This is a genomic window from Hamadaea sp. (genome assembly GCF_013362815.1).
GTDB lineage: Bacteria > Actinomycetota > Actinomycetes > Mycobacteriales > Micromonosporaceae > Hamadaea.
The window spans coordinates 1-15,020 of the sequence record NZ_JABFVK010000114.1 but is presented as its reverse complement, the minus strand read 5'-3'; the positions used below and the strand labels follow the sequence as shown (position 1 = coordinate 15,020).

Sequence of the window (15,020 nt, the reverse complement as noted above, 5' to 3'; positions counted from 1 at the left end):
GCGCCGATGGCCCGCCCGCCCGTCTGCAAGCTCATGGACTTCGGCAAGTTCAAGTACGAGAGCGCGCTCAAGGCGAGGGAAGCCCGGCGTAACCAGCAACAGACCATCATCAAGGAAATGAAGCTGCGCCCGAAGATCGACCAGCACGACTACGAGACCAAGAAGGGTCACGTCGTGCGCTTCCTCAAGGCCGGGGACAAGGTCAAGGTGACCATCATGTTCCGCGGCCGGGAGCAGAGCCGCCCGGAGCTGGGCTACCGGCTCCTGCGCCGGCTCGAGGAAGAGGTCTCGGAGCTGGGCTTCGTCGAGGCCGCCCCGAAGCAGGACGGCCGAAACATGATCATGGTGCTCGCACCGAACCGGGCGACCAAGGCCACGGCCGCGGTCCGGGGCGGCAAGTCCGAGGACGGCGAACTCGCCGAGACCGAGGAAGTCGCACAGCCCGCCGCCGAGAGCTGACCGGCTCGACGGCGGCGACGAGCACTGCACGCAAGAATTATTCAGGGGAGATACTTCGCAATGCCGAAGATGAAGAGCCACACCGGCATGGGCAAGCGGGTCAAGGTGACCGGCACCGGCAAGATCCTGCGTCAGCAGACCGGCCTGCGCCACCGCCTCGAGGTGAAGGCGTCCAAGGAGACGCGTGACCTCTCCGGCACCGTCGAGGTCTCGAAAGCCGACCTCCCGCGGGTCAAGAAGATGCTCGGCCGCTGACGCGCGCCACGACGAACTGAAGGAGTAAATCGACATGGCACGCGTCAAGCGGGCGGTCAACGCCCAGAAGAAGCGCCGTACCCTGCTGGAGGCCGCGAGCGGTTACCGCGGCCAGCGCTCTCGGCTCTACCGCAAGGCCAAGGAGCAGGTACTGCACTCGATGCAGTACGCGTACCGCGACCGTCGTGACCGCAAGGGCGACTTCCGCCAGCTGTGGATCACCCGGATCAACGCGGCCGCCCGCGCCAACGGCATGACCTACAACCGCCTCATCCAGGGCCTCAAGCTCGCCGAGGTGGAGGTCGACCGCAAGATCCTGGCCGAGCTCGCCGTCCACGACGAGGCCGCGTTCGCCGCCATCGTCGAGGTCGCGCGCAAGGCCGTCGCGGCGCAGGCCCAGGCCTGAGCGACTCGATGACGACGGGGGGTGCGCCGTTCACTCGGCGTACCCCCCGAGTCGTGTCCGCGATCAAACTGCAGCGCCGCAAGGACCGCGAGGTCCAGGGCGCCTTCCTCGCCGAGGGGCCGCAAGCGGTCGCCTCGGCTCTTGCTTCCGGAGTGGTACGCGAAATCTTCGTGACCGCCGATCGCCAGGCGGAGTACCCCGGAGCCTCGATGGTCACCGAGGACGCGATGGCCGCCCTGACGGAGACGGTGCAACCGCAGGGAGTGGTGGCCGTCTGCGACACCGTCGACGTCCCGCTGGCCGACGCGCTCGCCAAGGAACCCCGGCTCGTCGCGGTGGTGCTGGAGATCCGCGATCCCGGCAACGCCGGCACGATCCTGCGTACGGCGGACGCAGCGGGCGCGCAGACCGTGATCTTCGCCGGAGACGCCGTCGACCCGTACAACGGCAAATGCGTACGCGCCAGTGCGGGCAGTCTGTTCCATGTGGACGTCGTCCGGGAGCGCGACTGGTCGGGCTTGCTGAACCGGTTGCGCGCGGCCGGGCTGCAAACCCTGGCCACTAGCGGATACGCCGCTCGCGACCTCGACGACCTCGCCGACGACGACCGCCTCGCTGGGCGTACCGCATGGATTTTCGGATCGGAAGCGCACGGCCTGCCGGAGGCCGCGTTGAGCGAGGCCGACGAAGCCGTCCGGGTGCCGATCTACGGCGGCGCGGAAAGCCTGAACCTCGCCGCCGCCGCCGCGGTGTGCCTGTACGCCTCCGCGCGAGCCCAGCGCGCATGATGGGGGCATGGCCCCCCTCGCCGGATTCGGCACCACGGTCGTCCTGCTGATGATCGGTCTCGGCCTGCTGTTCGTCCGGCGGGTGTTCCGGGCCCGCACCGGGCTGGCCGTCGTCGTGATCGCGCTCGGCGCGGGCGCGCTGGCCGGTGTCTCCGCTCAGCAGCCCCTGCTCGCCGCGACGCTACTCGTGGGCGCCGTCCTCATCGTGGGCGTCGGCGCCGTCGCCTCCGTCGCCCTCCTGTCCCACCCCTAAGCCCGTGCGCCCGCCTGCCCTCTTTCTTTCCGCGCGACCCCCGCGCCGCTCTTTCCGCGCGACCCCCGCGCCGCTCTTTCCGCGCGACCCCCGTCCTTTCTTCCGCGCGATCATGAACTAATCGGGGTGATCGACGACGTTTCCGCAGCGAACATCTGCGGTCGCCGGGTGATCGACTCCGTAGCATCATGATCACCGTGCCCGGAGAGCGCACTCGGCGGTGCGTTGGGTAGGATCTGAGCGTGCGCATGACTCTCTCGTTTAGCCGGCCCGCTGGTAGCGGGCGGCTGGGCTGAGCGCACTTTCTCACCAGCGAGCACCGGCGGGCGGCGGCCAAGTCGCGAGTCCCTAAACTGTCCACGTTGCCGCTCGCTGGAGATCTGATGACTTATCGCTCTGATCCGTATGACCCCAAGCAGGTCGCGTCGCTGGATTCCGACGCGCTCGACGCCGCCGTGGCCGAGGCCGGCCAGGCGTTCGCGGAGGCCGCCGACGTCGACGCGCTGGGCGCGCTGAAGCCGGCGCACCTGGGCGACCGTAGCCCGGTGTCGCTGGCCCGCCGGGAGATCGGCGCGCTGCCCCCGGCCGCGAAGGCGTCGGCCGGCCAGCGGGTGAACGCCGCGCGTACGGCGATTCAGGCCGCTTTCGACGCCCGCCAGGAGGTGCTCGCGGCCGAGCAGGCCGAGCGTGTGCTGCGCGAGGAACGCGTCGACGTGACGCTGCCGGCCGACCGCCGTCCCCGGGGCGCCCGGCACCCGCTGACCACGCTGATGGAGCGGGTCGGCGACATGTTCATCGGGATGGGCTACGAGATCGCCGAAGGTCCCGAGGTCGAACTCGAGTGGGCCAACTTCGACGCGCTCAACATTCCGGCCGACCACCCCGCCCGGGGTCTGATGGACACCTTCTGGGTGCAGGGCGCGGGCGAGGCCACCGAGTCCGGGCTGGTTCTGCGTACGCACACCTCCCCGGTGCAGGCCCGCACGATGCTGACCCGAAAGCCGCCGATCTACGTGGTCGTGCCCGGCCGGGTCTACCGCACCGACGAACTCGACGCGACGCATTCGCCGGTGTTCCACCAGGTCGAGGGCCTGGTCGTGGACAAGGGCATCACCATGGCGCACCTGAAGGGGACGCTCGACCACTTCGCGCGGGCGATGTTCGGCCCCGACGCGCGGACGCGCTGGCGGCCGCACTACTTCCCGTTCACCGAGCCGTCGGCCGAGTTCGACGTGTGGTTCGCCGAGCACCGCGACGGCCCGCAGTGGGTCGAGTGGGGCGGCTGCGGCATGGTCAACCCGAACGTGCTGCGGGCCTGCGGGATCGACCCGGACGTCTACTCCGGTTTCGCGTTCGGCATGGGGATCGACCGGACGCTGATGTTCCGCAACGGCGTGTCCGACATGCGGGAGATGTTCGAGGGCGACGTGCGGTTCACCCGCGCGTTCGGCATGGAGGTGCACTGAGATGCGGGTGGGTCTGTCCTGGCTGCGGGAGTTCGTAGCGCTGCCCGAGTCGGTGACCGCCGCCGAGCTGGACACCGCGCTCAACAACCTCGGCATCGAGGTCGAGGAGATCGTCGATCAGCGGGAGACGGTGAAGGGTTCGCTGGTCGTCGGCCGGGTCCTGACGATCGAGGAGCTGACCGGCTTCAAGAAGCCGATCCGGTTCTGCACCGTGGACGTCGGCGCGGCCAACGGGACGGGGGAGCCGCAGGAGATCGTCTGTGGCGCGACCAATTTCGCGGTCGGCGACCTCGTCGTGGTGATCCTGCCCGGTGGTGAGCTGCCGGGCGGATTCCAGATCGGCGCGCGTAAGACCTACGGGCACATGTCGGCCGGCATGATCTGCTCGGCTCGGGAGCTGGGCATCAGCGACGAGCACGACGGCATCATCGTCCTCGCGCCCGCTTCCGAGGCCGGCGCGGCGGCGGCCCGGGGCGTACAGCCGGGGGCGGATGCACGGCCGATCGTCGGCCTGGACGACATGCTGATCGACGTCACGCCGACGCCCGACCGCGGCTATCAGATGTCCGTCCGGGGGCTGGCCCGGGAACTGGCCCACGCCTTCCAAGTGCCGTTCAGCGACCCCGGCCTGGCATTGCACAGCAGCGCCACGAGCGGCGACGCCTGGGACCTGGTGATCGACGATCCGGCCGGCTGCGATCGGTTCGCCGCCCGCCTCGTTCGCGGGGTCGACCCGAACGCCGCCACCCCGGACTTCATGGCCCGCCGGTTGACGGCGGCCGGCGTACGCGTGCTGGGGTTGCCGATCGACATCACGAACTACGTGATGCTGGAGCTCGGTCAGCCGATGCACGCCTTCGACGCCGACCGCGTCCAGGGCCCGCTCGTCGTACGCCGGGCCGCCCAAGGCGAGAAGCTGACCACTTTGGACGGTGTGACTCGCGTACTCGCCGCCGAAGACATGATCATCTGCGACGACAGCGGGCCGATCTCGCTGGCGGCGGTCATGGGCGGGCAGACCAGCGAGGTCGCACCCGAGACGACGACGGTCCTCTTCGAGGCGGCGCACTGGGATCCGGTGATGGTCGGGCGGACCGCCCGGCGGCACAAGCTGTTCAGCGAGGCGGCCAAGCGCTGGGAGCGCGGCGTCGACCGTGAACTGTGCCTCGTCGCCATCGAACGGGCGGTCGCCCTGCTGACGGAGTACGGCGGTGGCAAGGCCGGTGCCGAGATCACCGACGCGAACTACCCGCCGGAGCCGTTCTCGCTGCGTCTCGACCCGGCGCTGCCCACCCGTCTCATCGGGGTGACGTACGCAGCCGAGCGGGTGGCCGAGGTGCTGACCGAGGTCGGCTGCCGAGTGGCGATCGGCGACGAGTTCGAGGTGACCCCGCCGAGCTGGCGGCCGGATCTGCTCCAGCCCGCCGACCTCGTCGAGGAGGTCGTCCGGCTCGACGGTCTGGACAAGGTGCCGAGCGTTCTGCCGATCGCGCCGCCCGGCAACGGCCTCACCCCACAGCAGCGCCGTCGCCGGTCCATCGGCCGCGCGTTGGCCGAGCAGGGCTACGTCGAGGTGATCTGCAACCCGTTCGTGTCGGCCGCCGCGCTGACCTCGCTCGGGCTGCCCACCGACGCCGTCCGGCTGGCCAACCCGCTGTCGGACGAGGAGCCGCTGCTCCGGACGTCACTGCTCCCGCCGCTGCTGACCACGCTCAAGCGCAACATCGGCCGGGGCCAGCGCGACGTCGCCCTGTTCGAGGTGGGCCTGGTCTTCCGGGCCGCCCAGCGCCAGGGCATCCCGCCGGTGATGACGATCGCGAGCCGTCCGTCCGAAGAGGAATGGCGGCTCGCCCAGGAATACGTGCCGCACCAGCCGTACCACGTCGCGGCGGTCCTCGCCGGGTCGCCGCTGGAGCCGGCCGGTCGCTGGGGCGCCGGGCGCGCCGCCGACTGGTCCGACGCGATCCAGGCCGCCCGAGACACCCTCGCCACGGCCGGCCTCGACGCCGCGCGGGTCGAGATCGCCGCGGCGGAGCAGGCTCCGTGGCATCCCGGCCGGTGCGCGGCGATCAAGGTCGACGGCGAGATCATCGGGTACGCCGGTGAGCTGCACCCGGCGGTCTGCGCCGAGCAGGACCTCCCGAAGCGGGCCTGTGCCATGGAGCTGGACCTGGACCTCGTTCCGCTGCCGGGGGTCACCCCGCCGCCGGTGCTGTCCAACTTCCCGCCCGCGCTGATCGACGTCGCGCTCGTGCTGCCGCAGGAAGTCTCGGCGGCCGAAGTCGAAGCGGCGCTCCGCGAGGGGGCCGGCCCGCTCCTGGAATCGGTACGCCTCTTCGACGTGTACACCGGTCAGGGCATCGACCCCGGGCAGAAGTCGCTGGCGTACAAGCTGGTCTTCCGTGCCCCGGATCGCACGCTCACCGGTGAGGAGGCGGTCGCCGCCCGGGACGCGGCGGTCGCCGTCACCGCGGCGCGGTTCGGCGCGGTGCTGCGCGGCGCCTGACCCATCCGTTTCAGCTGCAGATCACGGTTACGCAGGCATCCCGAGCCCTCGGAAGCCTGCGTGACCGTGATCTGAAGGGAAGAGCCCGACGGGGAGGTGCGATGGCAAGGGACGAGAAGCGCAAGGTCATCGCGGTCAACCGCAAGGCGCGGCACGACTACGAGATCCTCAAGACCTACGAGGCGGGCCTCGTGTTGCGCGGCACCGAGGTGAAGTCGCTGCGCGACGGCCGCGTCTCGCTGGTCGACGCGTTCGCCCAGGAGAGCGACGGCGAGCTGCTCCTGCACGGCCTCCACATCGCCGAGTACGCCCTGGGCACCTGGACGAATCACACGCCCCGCCGGATTCGCAAGCTGCTGCTGCACCGGATGGAGATCGAGAAGATCCTGCTGAAGCTGCGCGATCCGGGGATCACGCTGATCCCGTTGTCGATGTATTTCGCCAACGGCTGGGCGAAGGTGGAGCTGGGGCTGGCTCGGGGGCGGAAGGCGTACGACAAGCGGCAGGTGCTGGCCGAACGGGACGCCAACCGGGAGATCTCGCGGGAGTTCGGCCGTCATCTCAAGGGGGTGCCCCGGCCCTAGGGAGGACCGGGGCACCGTGAGGGGATGGGAATCAGCCGAGGGAGCAGGCGACGCCGTTGAGCGTGAACGCCGACGGCGACGTGTTGGTGCCGGAGTAGGTGCCCTGGAAGCCGAAGGCGGTGCTCGCACCGGCGGCGAGGGTGCCGTTGTAGCCCACGTCCTTGGCGGTCACCGACTGCCCACTTTGGGTGACGGTGGCGTTCCAGCTGCTGGTGACGTGCTGGTTGCCCGCGAAGGACCAGGCGACGGTCCAGCCGTTCACCGTGCTGGAGCTGGTGTTGGTGACGGTGACGTCGGCGGTGAACCCGGTGTTCCAGGTGTTGGGGACGTACTTCACCCGGCACGAGCCACCGCCGCCGCCTCCGCCGCCCCCGGACGTGGTCGCGGTGACCGTCGCCGAGTTGCCGGAGGTGTTCCCGGCCGCGTCACGGGCGCGGACGTAGAACTGGTATTGCGTCGACGCGGCCAGGCCGGTCGCAGTGTAAGAGGTTCCGGAGGCGGTCGCGATCTGGCTGAACGAGCCGCCGTTCGTGGCCCGGTAGACGTCGTATCCGGTGACGCCGACGTTGTCCGACGACGCGCTCCAGTTCAGGTTCACACTGCTGGCGGTCGCGCCGGAGGCGGTGAGGTTCGCTGGAGTCGACGGCGGCGACGTATCGCCTCCGCCTCCGCCGCCGCTGCCGACGGAGAACGCGTTCACCGCGAGCCCGGTCTGCCCGACCCACGGCTCGAAGCCGGCCTGAATGCTGGTCAGGTACCAGCTGCGCTGGGCGTACCCACGGTTGACGGCGTCGCTGTAGAAGTCGTTGACCGTGAAGTTCATCGAGCCGGTCGCCGACTGCCGGACGTAGGAGACCACGTTCCAGCCGATGTTGCCTTCCCAGACGTTCCACGTCGCGCCGTTGATGTTCGCGGTGCCGACCTGGGAGCCGACCGGCTGGATCGAGCCCATCTTGTTGAGCCAGATCATGATCTCGGCCCCGGTGTTCTGGCCGTCGGTACGCGGGGTGGGGTCGAACCAGATGTCGTACGCCGCGTCCCACACCCCGCTCGACGGGTAGCTCATCGAGACCGAGGTGGTGATCCCCGCGAACGTGCTGGTGCTCGCCTGCAGCGGCAGGCCGCTGCCGCTGCTGCAGTTGGCGTAGTGGCATCCGTAGAAGACCGACGGGTACGCCCCGGGCGCGCCGTTGGTGGCCTTGTTGTGGCTGGCGGTGGTCACGGCGAAGCCGGTGCCGGTGACGTTGATGCACTGGGTCGTGTCGTCGCCCCAGTTGTTGTTCTGGACGACGTAGCGCCCGCTCTGAATCGTGGTGGAGCCGTACTTCTCGCAGATCGTGACGTCGGCGTGGGCGGCGCCGGACGCGGCGAGCGTCCCGGCCACGATCAGCGCACCCGCCGCGAGGGCGGCGAGCATGCGGTGTCTCATCTGTTTCCTCCATGGGCGTGGAGTGGGATGGTGGGAGCGCTCCCGAGCCCGCAGCTTACCGTCAACAATCTTCGATGTATAGCCCCGACCCCGTCGAACATCTTTCGACGGCCGCCGCGTTGATCATGAGGTTCGGGGGTGCGGCGCGCCGGCGACCCGGACCCTAGGTTCATGATCAACGCGGCGGGTTGCATGAAGATGCGGGCGTCGGTATGCTCATTCCTGCATAAAGTTGCGGAGGACGGTATGAGCATCAAAGCGGCAGTCGCGGGGGCCAGCGGGTACGCAGGCGGCGAGCTGCTGCGCCTGCTCGCCGGGCACCCCGACATCGACGTGGTCGCCGCGACGGCGCACTCCCAGGCCGGACAGCCACTCGGTCGCGTACACCCGCAGTTGGCGGCGCTGGACCTGACCCTGACCGAGACCGATTCGGCCACCTTGAGCGGCGCTGACCTGGTGTTCCTGGCGCTACCGCACGGGCAGTCGGCGGCCGTCGCCGCTCAGCTGCCGGCCGGAGTGAAGGTCGTCGACCTCGGCGCTGACCACCGGCTGATCGACGGCGCGCAGTGGACCAAGTACTACGGCGGCGAGCACGCCGGGACCTGGACCTACGGTCTGCCCGAGCTGCCTGGCCAGCGTATCCACATCGCGAGCAGCGATCGGGTGGCCGCCACCGGCTGCTACGCCGTCGCGACGACGCTCGCGCTCGCCCCGCTGATCGCCGCCGACCTGATCGAACCGGCCGACGTCGTCGTCGTCGCGGCCAGCGGCACCACCGGAGCGGGCAAGGCGCCGAAGGCGCACCTGCTCGGCTCGGAGGTCATGAGCGACCTGAGCCCCTACAAGGTGGGCGCTCACCAGCACGTGCCCGAGATCAAGCAGGCGACCGGGGCGCGCTCGCTGTCGTTCACGCCGGTGCTCGCGCCGATGCCGCGGGGCATCCTCGCCACCGTTACCGGCCGCCCGACCAGCTGCGACATCACCGGGGCCGTCGTTCGTGAGGTGCTCGCCGACGCGTACGCGAACGAGCCTTTCGTGCACGTCCTCGCCGAGGGTCAGCAGCCCCACACCAGCGCCACGCTCGGCTCCAACAGCTGTCACCTGCAAGCCGCCGTCGACGTCGACAGCGGCCGGGTGATCGTGGTCAGCGCCATCGACAACCTCGGCAAGGGTGCGGCCGGACAGGCCGTGCAGTGTGCCAACTTGATGCTGGGCCTGGCTGAGACGGCCGGCCTGCCGATCTATGGGACTCGGTGAATCCATGTCTGTCACCGCACCTCAGGGCTTCCGGGCCGCCGGTGTGACCGCCGGGATCAAGGCCAGCGGCAAGCCGGACCTGGCCCTCGTCGTGAACGACGGCCCCGACGCGACCGCCGCCGGAGTCTTCACCGCCAACCGCGTACAGGCGGCTCCGGTGCTCTGGAGCCGGCAGGTGCTCAAAGGCGGCGTCCTCAAGGCGGTCGTGCTGAACTCCGGTGGGGCCAACGCCTGCACGGGCCCGGCCGGCTTCCAGGACACGCACGCCACCGCCGAGGCCGTCGCCGCCGCCCTGCGTGGCCCGGGTGCCAAGCGCATGCTTCTGGGCGCGGGCGACGTCGCGGTCTGCTCGACCGGCCTCATCGGCGAACGGCTGCCGATGGACAAGGTCCTGAGCGGGGTCACGGCGGCGGCCAAGGCGCTGACGCCGAACGGCGGCGGGCACGCGGCCGAAGCCATCATGACCACCGACACCGTCGCGAAGCACACGGTGATTCCCCGGGACGGCTGGTGCGTCGGCGGCATGGCCAAGGGCGCGGGGATGCTCGCCCCGGCGCTGGCCACCATGCTCGTCGTGCTCACGACCGACGCCATCGCCGGATCGTCGGCGCTGGACGAGGCGCTGCGCGAGGCGTGCCGGCTGACCTTCGACCGGCTCGACTCCGACGGGGCGATGTCCACCAACGACACCGTCCTGCTACTTGCGAGTGGAGCCTCCGGAATGGAGCCGTCGCAGGAGGAGCTGACCGCCGCGGTCACCGCCGCCTGCCACGACCTCGCCCAGCAGTTGCTGGCCGACGCCGAGGGCAACACCAAGCAGATCGCCATCGAAGTGGTGCACGCGGCGACCGAATCGGACGCGGTGTCCGTGGGCCGGGCCGTCGCACGCAACAACCTGGTCAAGTGCGCGCTGTTCGGCAAGGACCCCAACTGGGGCCGGATCCTGGCCGCCGTCGGCACGACCGACGCCGCCTTCGATCCGGACCGGCTCGACGTCGCGATCAACGGCGTGTGGATCTGCCGCAACGGTTCGGCCGCCGAGGATCGGTCCAAGGTGGACCTCGCAGAGTCGCAGGTGCAGATCACCATCGACCTCAACGCCGGTGCTTCGCAGGCCACCATCTGGACCAACGACCTGTCGCACGACTACGTCCACGAGAATTCGGCGTACTCGTCATGACGGAGAATCGTGTGGGCGGGCGGGTGGTGTTGTCAGCTGAGCAGAAGGCGGCCGTCCTCGTCGAGGCGTTGCCGTGGCTCAACCGGTTCCGGGGTGCGATCACCGTCGTGAAGTACGGCGGCAACGCCATGGTCTCCGAAGAGCTGCGTGCCGCCTTCGCCGCCGACATGGTCTTCCTCCGGCAGGCCGGGCTGCAGCCGGTCGTCGTGCACGGCGGCGGGCCGCAGATCTCGGCCATGCTGGAGCAGGTCGGCCTCACCAGCGAGTTCCGGGGCGGTCTGCGGGTCACCACGCCGGAGACGATGAAGATCGTCCAGATGGTGCTGGTCGGCCAGGTCGGCCAGGAGCTGGTCGGCGAGATCAACGCGCACGGCCCGTTGGCCGTCGGGCTGTCCGGCAGTGACGGCGGCCTGTTCACGGCGGTACGCCGTCCCGCCGTGGTCGACGGCGAGCCGGTCGACGTCGGCCTGGTCGGTGACGTGGCCGAGGTGAATCCGACGGTCGTCGCCCAGGTGCTCGCGGCCGGGCAGATCCCGGTGGTGTCCACCGTCGCCCCCGACGCCGACGGCGTGATCCACAACCTCAACGCCGACACGGCCGCGGCGGCGCTCGCGATCGCCCTCGGTGCCCGCAAGCTCGTCGTCCTCACCGACGTCGCCGGGTTGTACGCCAACTGGCCCGACACCAGCAGCCTGATCTCCGAACTGACCGCCGACGAGCTGGACAAGCTACTCCCCGAGCTCGCCGCCGGCATGGTCCCCAAGATGGAGGCCTGCCTGCGCGCGGTACGCGGTGGGGTGCCGGCGGCGCACGTCGTGGACGGCCGCAGCCCCCATTCGACCCTCCTCGAAATCTTCACGGAAGCCGGCCACGGAACGATGGTGACCCCATGACCTCCCTTTTGGACAGATGGCAGCATTCGCTGGCCGACAACTACGGCACCCCCACCGTCGGGCTGGTGAGCGGCCAGGGCGCCGTCCTCGTGGACGAGGCGGGCAAGTCCTACGTGGACTTCCTGGGCGGGATCGCGGTCAACGCGCTCGGCCATGCGCACCCGGCCGTCGTGTCGGCCGTCTCCGAGCAGGTCGCGAAGCTCGGCCACGTCTCGAACTTCTACGCCGCCGAGCCCACCGTGGCGCTGGCCGAGCTGCTCCTGGCATTGACCGGGCGGCCCGGCAAGGTGTTCTTCTGCAACTCCGGGGCGGAGGCCAACGAGGCTGCCTTCAAGATGTCCCGGCTGACGGGGCGTACGGGCATCGTGGCTGCTCAGGGTGCCTTCCACGGCCGGACGATGGGCGCGCTGTCGCTGACCGGGCAGCCCGGCAAGCGGGACCCGTTCACGCCGCTGCCCGGCGACGTCACCCACGTGCCTTACGGCGACCTGGCCGCACTGGCGGCGGCGGTCGACGAGAACACCGCCATGGTGATCCTCGAGCCGATCATGGGTGAGGGCGGCGTCGTCGTGGCCCCGCCCGGCTACCTCGCCGGCGTACGCGAGATCACGGCCGAGCGAGGCGCGCTGTTCGTCCTCGACGAGGTGCAGACCGGCGTCGGCCGCACCGGTCACTGGTTCCAGTGCCAGGCCGAAGGCGTCGCGCCCGACATCATCACGCTCGCCAAGGGGTTGGGCGGCGGGCTTCCGCTGGGAGCGGCGATCGCCTTCGCCGACGGCGAGTTCGCCGAGTCGCACCCGGGTGGGGCAGCCGGACTGTTCCAGCCGGGCCACCACGGCACCACCTTCGGGGGCAATCCGATCGCCTGCGCGGCCGGGCTCGCCGTGCTGCGTACGATCGCCGCCGACGGGCTGCTCGATCACGTCAAGCGGGTCGGGGAGCGGCTGCGGCGGGGGATCGAGGCGCTCGGCCACCCGCTCGTCGACCACGTACGCGGTGCGGGTCTGCTGCTCGGCGTACAGCTGACCGCTCCGGCCGGTGCCGCCGTGGTCGGGCTGCTGCGGGACGCGGGCTTCATCGTCAACGCGTGCCAGCCCGACGTGCTGCGGCTGGCCCCGCCGCTGATCATCTCCGCCGAGCAGGTGGACGCTCTGTTAGCGGCGCTGCCGTCGGCCTTCGACGCGGCGTACCCGGGAGCCGCGTGATGGCTAGGAACTTCTTGCGGGACGACGACCTGACTCCGGCTGAGCAGTCGGCCGTGCTGGAGCTGGCCGCCCAGATGAAGGCCGACCGGTGGGCGTACCGGCCGTTGCAGGGCCCGAAGTCGGTCGCGGTCTTCTTCGACAAGCAGTCCCTGCGGACCCGGTTGTCGTTCGAGGTAGGCATCTCCGACCTCGGCGGGCACCCGATCACCGTGGACACCGTGAACACCCACCTCGGCCGGGGCGAGTCGCTGGCCGACACCGGTCGGGTGCTCTCCCGGTACGTGTCCGCGATCGTCATGCGCACCTATGGCGACGAGCGCCTGGCCGAGGTGGCCTCGGGCGCGACGGTTCCCGTGATCAACGCGCTGACCGACGGGTTCCACCCCTGTCAGCTGCTGGCCGACCTGCTCACGGTACGCGAGAAGTTCGGCCGCACGGCCGGGCTGACCCTGGCGTACCTGGGGGACGCGGCGAACAACATGGCCAACTCCTACCTGGTCGCCGGAGCGACCGCCGGTATGCACGTCCGCGTCTCCGGCCCCGAAGGCTTCGACCCCGACCCCGCGATCGTCGCCGACGCCGAGAAGATCGCGGCGTCGACCGGCGGCTCCGTCCGCGTCCTGCGCGACCCGATCGAGGCGGCCACCGGCGCGCACGTCCTCGCGACGGACGCCTGGACGTCGATGGGTCAGGAGAACGACGGCAAGGATCGCGTCCGCCCCTTCTTCGCGTACCAGTTGAATGAGGAGCTGGTGGAACACGCGGACCCGGCGGCGATCGTGCTGCACTGCCTGCCCGCGCACCGGGGCGAGGAGATCACGGACGGGGTCCTGGACGGGCCGCACAGCGCGGTGTTCGACCAGGCCGAGAACCGCTTGCACGCGCAGAAGGCGCTGCTGGCGTTTCTCCTGGAGCACAGCCTCCTGGAGTCAGCATGACCGCACCTTTGACGCGGACCGCGCGGCATGCCCGGATCGAGGAGCTGATCCGGGCCGGCTCGGTACGCTCGCAGACCGAGCTGGCCGAGCTGCTCGCGACGGACGGCGTGCAGGTGACCCAGGCGACGCTGTCGCGGGACCTGGAGGAGCTGCGGGCGATCAAGGTCGGCGGGGTCTACCTGATCCCGGAGGACGGCACCCGGGCGTTGCGTCCCGTCGAGCAGGCCCAGGTACGCCTGGTCCGGCTGCTCAAGGAGCTGCTGACCGGGACCGACCACAGTGGAAACATCACGGTCCTGCGGACCCCGCCCGGGGCGGCGCAGTTCCTGGCCAGCGCGATCGATCGCAGCGGCCTCCCCGAAGTCGCCGGCACCATCGCGGGCGACGACACCATCTTCATCGTGGCGCGCGACACCACTACCGGCGCCGGGTTGGCCGGCAAGTTCGCGGCCTGGGCAAATCTCGAACAAGAAATCACAGAGGGAGCACCATCATGACCGAGCGGGTCGTACTGGCCTACTCCGGCGGCCTGGACACGTCCGTCGCCATTCCGTACCTCGCCGAGAAGATGGACGCCGAGGTCATCGCCGTCCTCGTCGACGTCGGCCAGGGTGGCGAGGACATGGAGGTCGTGCGCAAGCGGGCGCTCGCCTGCGGCGCGGTCGAGTCCGAGGTGGTCGACGCGCGCGAGGAGTTCGCCGCCGACTTCTGCCTGCCCGCGATCCGCGCGAACGCGCTCTACATGGACCGCTACCCGCTGGTCAGCGCGCTGTCGCGGCCGCTGATCGTCAAGCACCTCGTCGAGGCCGCGAAGAAGCACAGCGGCACCGTCGTCTCGCACGGCTGCACCGGCAAGGGCAACGACCAGGTCCGCTTCGAGGTCGGCATCGGCGCGCTCGCCCCGCACCTCAAGGTCGTCGCGCCCGCTCGCGACTTCGCGTGGACCAGGGACAAGGCCATCGCGTACGCCGAGAGCAGGAGCCTGCCGATCGACCAGAGCAAGAAGTCGCCGTACTCGATCGACCAGAACATCTTCGGCCGCGCCGTCGAGACGGGCTTCCTCGAAGACATCTGGAACGCGCCGATCGAAGACATCTACTCCTACACGTCGAACCCGGCCGAGCCCCGCGACCCCGACGAGGTCGTCATCACCTTCGAGCAGGGCCGCCCGGTCGCCATCGACGGTGAGACGGTCACGCCGTTCCAGGCGATCGCCGAGCTGAACCGCCGCGCGGGCGCGCAGGGCGTCGGCCGGCTCGACATGGTCGAAGACCGGCTGGTCGGCATCAAGAGCCGCGAGGTCTACGAGGCGCCGGGCGCGATCGCGCTGATCACCGCGCACCAGGAGCTGGAGAACGTCACCGTCGAGCGGGACCTCGCCCGGTTCAAGAAGTCGGTCGA

At 70.2% G+C, this 15,020-nt stretch carries 16 protein-coding genes; 15 read left to right on the top strand and 1 reads right to left on the bottom strand.

Translation table 11 applies throughout. The features are described from left to right. The 8 genes from infC to smpB all read left to right on the top strand — a co-directional run. A partial coding sequence (gene infC, locus HOV77_RS33965; protein ID WP_290870293.1) for a translation initiation factor IF-3 occupies positions 1-459 on the top strand: 459 nt, incomplete at its 5' end. A 60-nt stretch (positions 460-519) separates the two neighbouring features. Then, entirely contained in the window at positions 520-714 is a 195-nt protein-coding gene (gene rpmI, locus HOV77_RS33960; protein ID WP_290870290.1) for a 50S ribosomal protein L35, read from the top strand. A 34-nt stretch (positions 715-748) separates the two neighbouring features. Then, the gene (gene rplT / locus HOV77_RS33955; RefSeq protein WP_290870287.1) at positions 749-1,120 is read left to right on the top strand and encodes a 50S ribosomal protein L20; all 372 of its coding nucleotides are present in this window, start codon (positions 749-751) and stop codon (positions 1,118-1,120) included. Between the two features lie 8 nt (positions 1,121-1,128). Next, a complete protein-coding gene (locus tag HOV77_RS33950) occupies positions 1,129-1,908 on the top strand; it encodes an RNA methyltransferase (protein WP_290870284.1) in 780 nt (259 codons plus the stop codon). 7 nt (positions 1,909-1,915) lie between these two features. Then, on the top strand, positions 1,916-2,161 hold the full coding sequence (locus HOV77_RS33945) for a hypothetical protein (RefSeq protein WP_290870281.1): 246 nt from the start codon (positions 1,916-1,918) through the stop codon (positions 2,159-2,161). A gap of 383 nt (positions 2,162-2,544) precedes the next feature. After that, on the top strand, positions 2,545-3,627 hold the full coding sequence (pheS, locus tag HOV77_RS33940; protein ID WP_290870278.1) for a phenylalanine--tRNA ligase subunit alpha: 1,083 nt from the start codon (positions 2,545-2,547) through the stop codon (positions 3,625-3,627). Position 3,628: 1 nt separating this feature from the next. Next, a complete protein-coding gene (gene pheT, locus HOV77_RS33935) occupies positions 3,629-6,133 on the top strand; it encodes a phenylalanine--tRNA ligase subunit beta (protein ID WP_290870275.1) in 2,505 nt (834 codons plus the stop codon). A 101-nt stretch (positions 6,134-6,234) separates the two neighbouring features. After that, positions 6,235-6,717 carry an SsrA-binding protein SmpB gene (gene smpB, locus HOV77_RS33930; protein ID WP_290870272.1) on the top strand — a complete coding sequence of 161 codons (483 nt, stop codon included), beginning with the start codon at positions 6,235-6,237 and terminating at the stop codon, positions 6,715-6,717. Positions 6,718-6,748: 31 nt separating this feature from the next. Here smpB and HOV77_RS33925 read toward each other — a convergent pair whose 3' ends face one another. Next, entirely contained in the window at positions 6,749-8,146 is a 1,398-nt protein-coding gene (locus tag HOV77_RS33925; protein ID WP_290870270.1) for a cellulose binding domain-containing protein, read from the bottom strand. A gap of 246 nt (positions 8,147-8,392) precedes the next feature. Between HOV77_RS33925 and argC the strand changes: the two genes are divergently transcribed. The 7 genes from argC to HOV77_RS33890 form a co-directional block, all read left to right on the top strand. Further along, positions 8,393-9,403: an N-acetyl-gamma-glutamyl-phosphate reductase gene (gene argC, locus HOV77_RS33920; protein WP_290870267.1), complete on the top strand. Its 1,011-nt coding sequence runs from the start codon at positions 8,393-8,395 to the stop codon at positions 9,401-9,403. A 4-nt stretch (positions 9,404-9,407) separates the two neighbouring features. After that, complete coding sequence (gene argJ, locus HOV77_RS33915) at positions 9,408-10,583, top strand: bifunctional glutamate N-acetyltransferase/amino-acid acetyltransferase ArgJ (protein WP_290870264.1); 1,176 nt, start codon at positions 9,408-9,410, stop codon at positions 10,581-10,583. Beyond that, complete coding sequence (gene argB / locus HOV77_RS33910) at positions 10,580-11,476, top strand: acetylglutamate kinase (protein ID WP_290870261.1); 897 nt, start codon at positions 10,580-10,582, stop codon at positions 11,474-11,476. The genes argJ and argB overlap by 4 nt, the downstream gene beginning before the upstream one ends. Then, the gene (locus HOV77_RS33905) at positions 11,473-12,681 is read left to right on the top strand and encodes an acetylornithine transaminase (RefSeq protein ID WP_290870258.1); all 1,209 of its coding nucleotides are present in this window, start codon (positions 11,473-11,475) and stop codon (positions 12,679-12,681) included. Before argB ends, HOV77_RS33905 begins: the two co-directional genes overlap by 4 nt. Then, entirely contained in the window at positions 12,681-13,619 is a 939-nt protein-coding gene (gene argF, locus HOV77_RS33900; RefSeq protein WP_290870255.1) for an ornithine carbamoyltransferase, read from the top strand. The genes HOV77_RS33905 and argF overlap by 1 nt, the downstream gene beginning before the upstream one ends. Next, positions 13,616-14,116, top strand: a complete 501-nt coding sequence (locus tag HOV77_RS33895; RefSeq protein WP_290870252.1) for an arginine repressor — start codon at positions 13,616-13,618, stop codon at positions 14,114-14,116. The genes argF and HOV77_RS33895 overlap by 4 nt, the downstream gene beginning before the upstream one ends. Next, on the top strand, positions 14,113-15,020 hold a 908-nt coding region (locus tag HOV77_RS33890; RefSeq protein WP_290870249.1), incomplete at its 3' end, for an argininosuccinate synthase. The genes HOV77_RS33895 and HOV77_RS33890, both read left to right, overlap by 4 nt.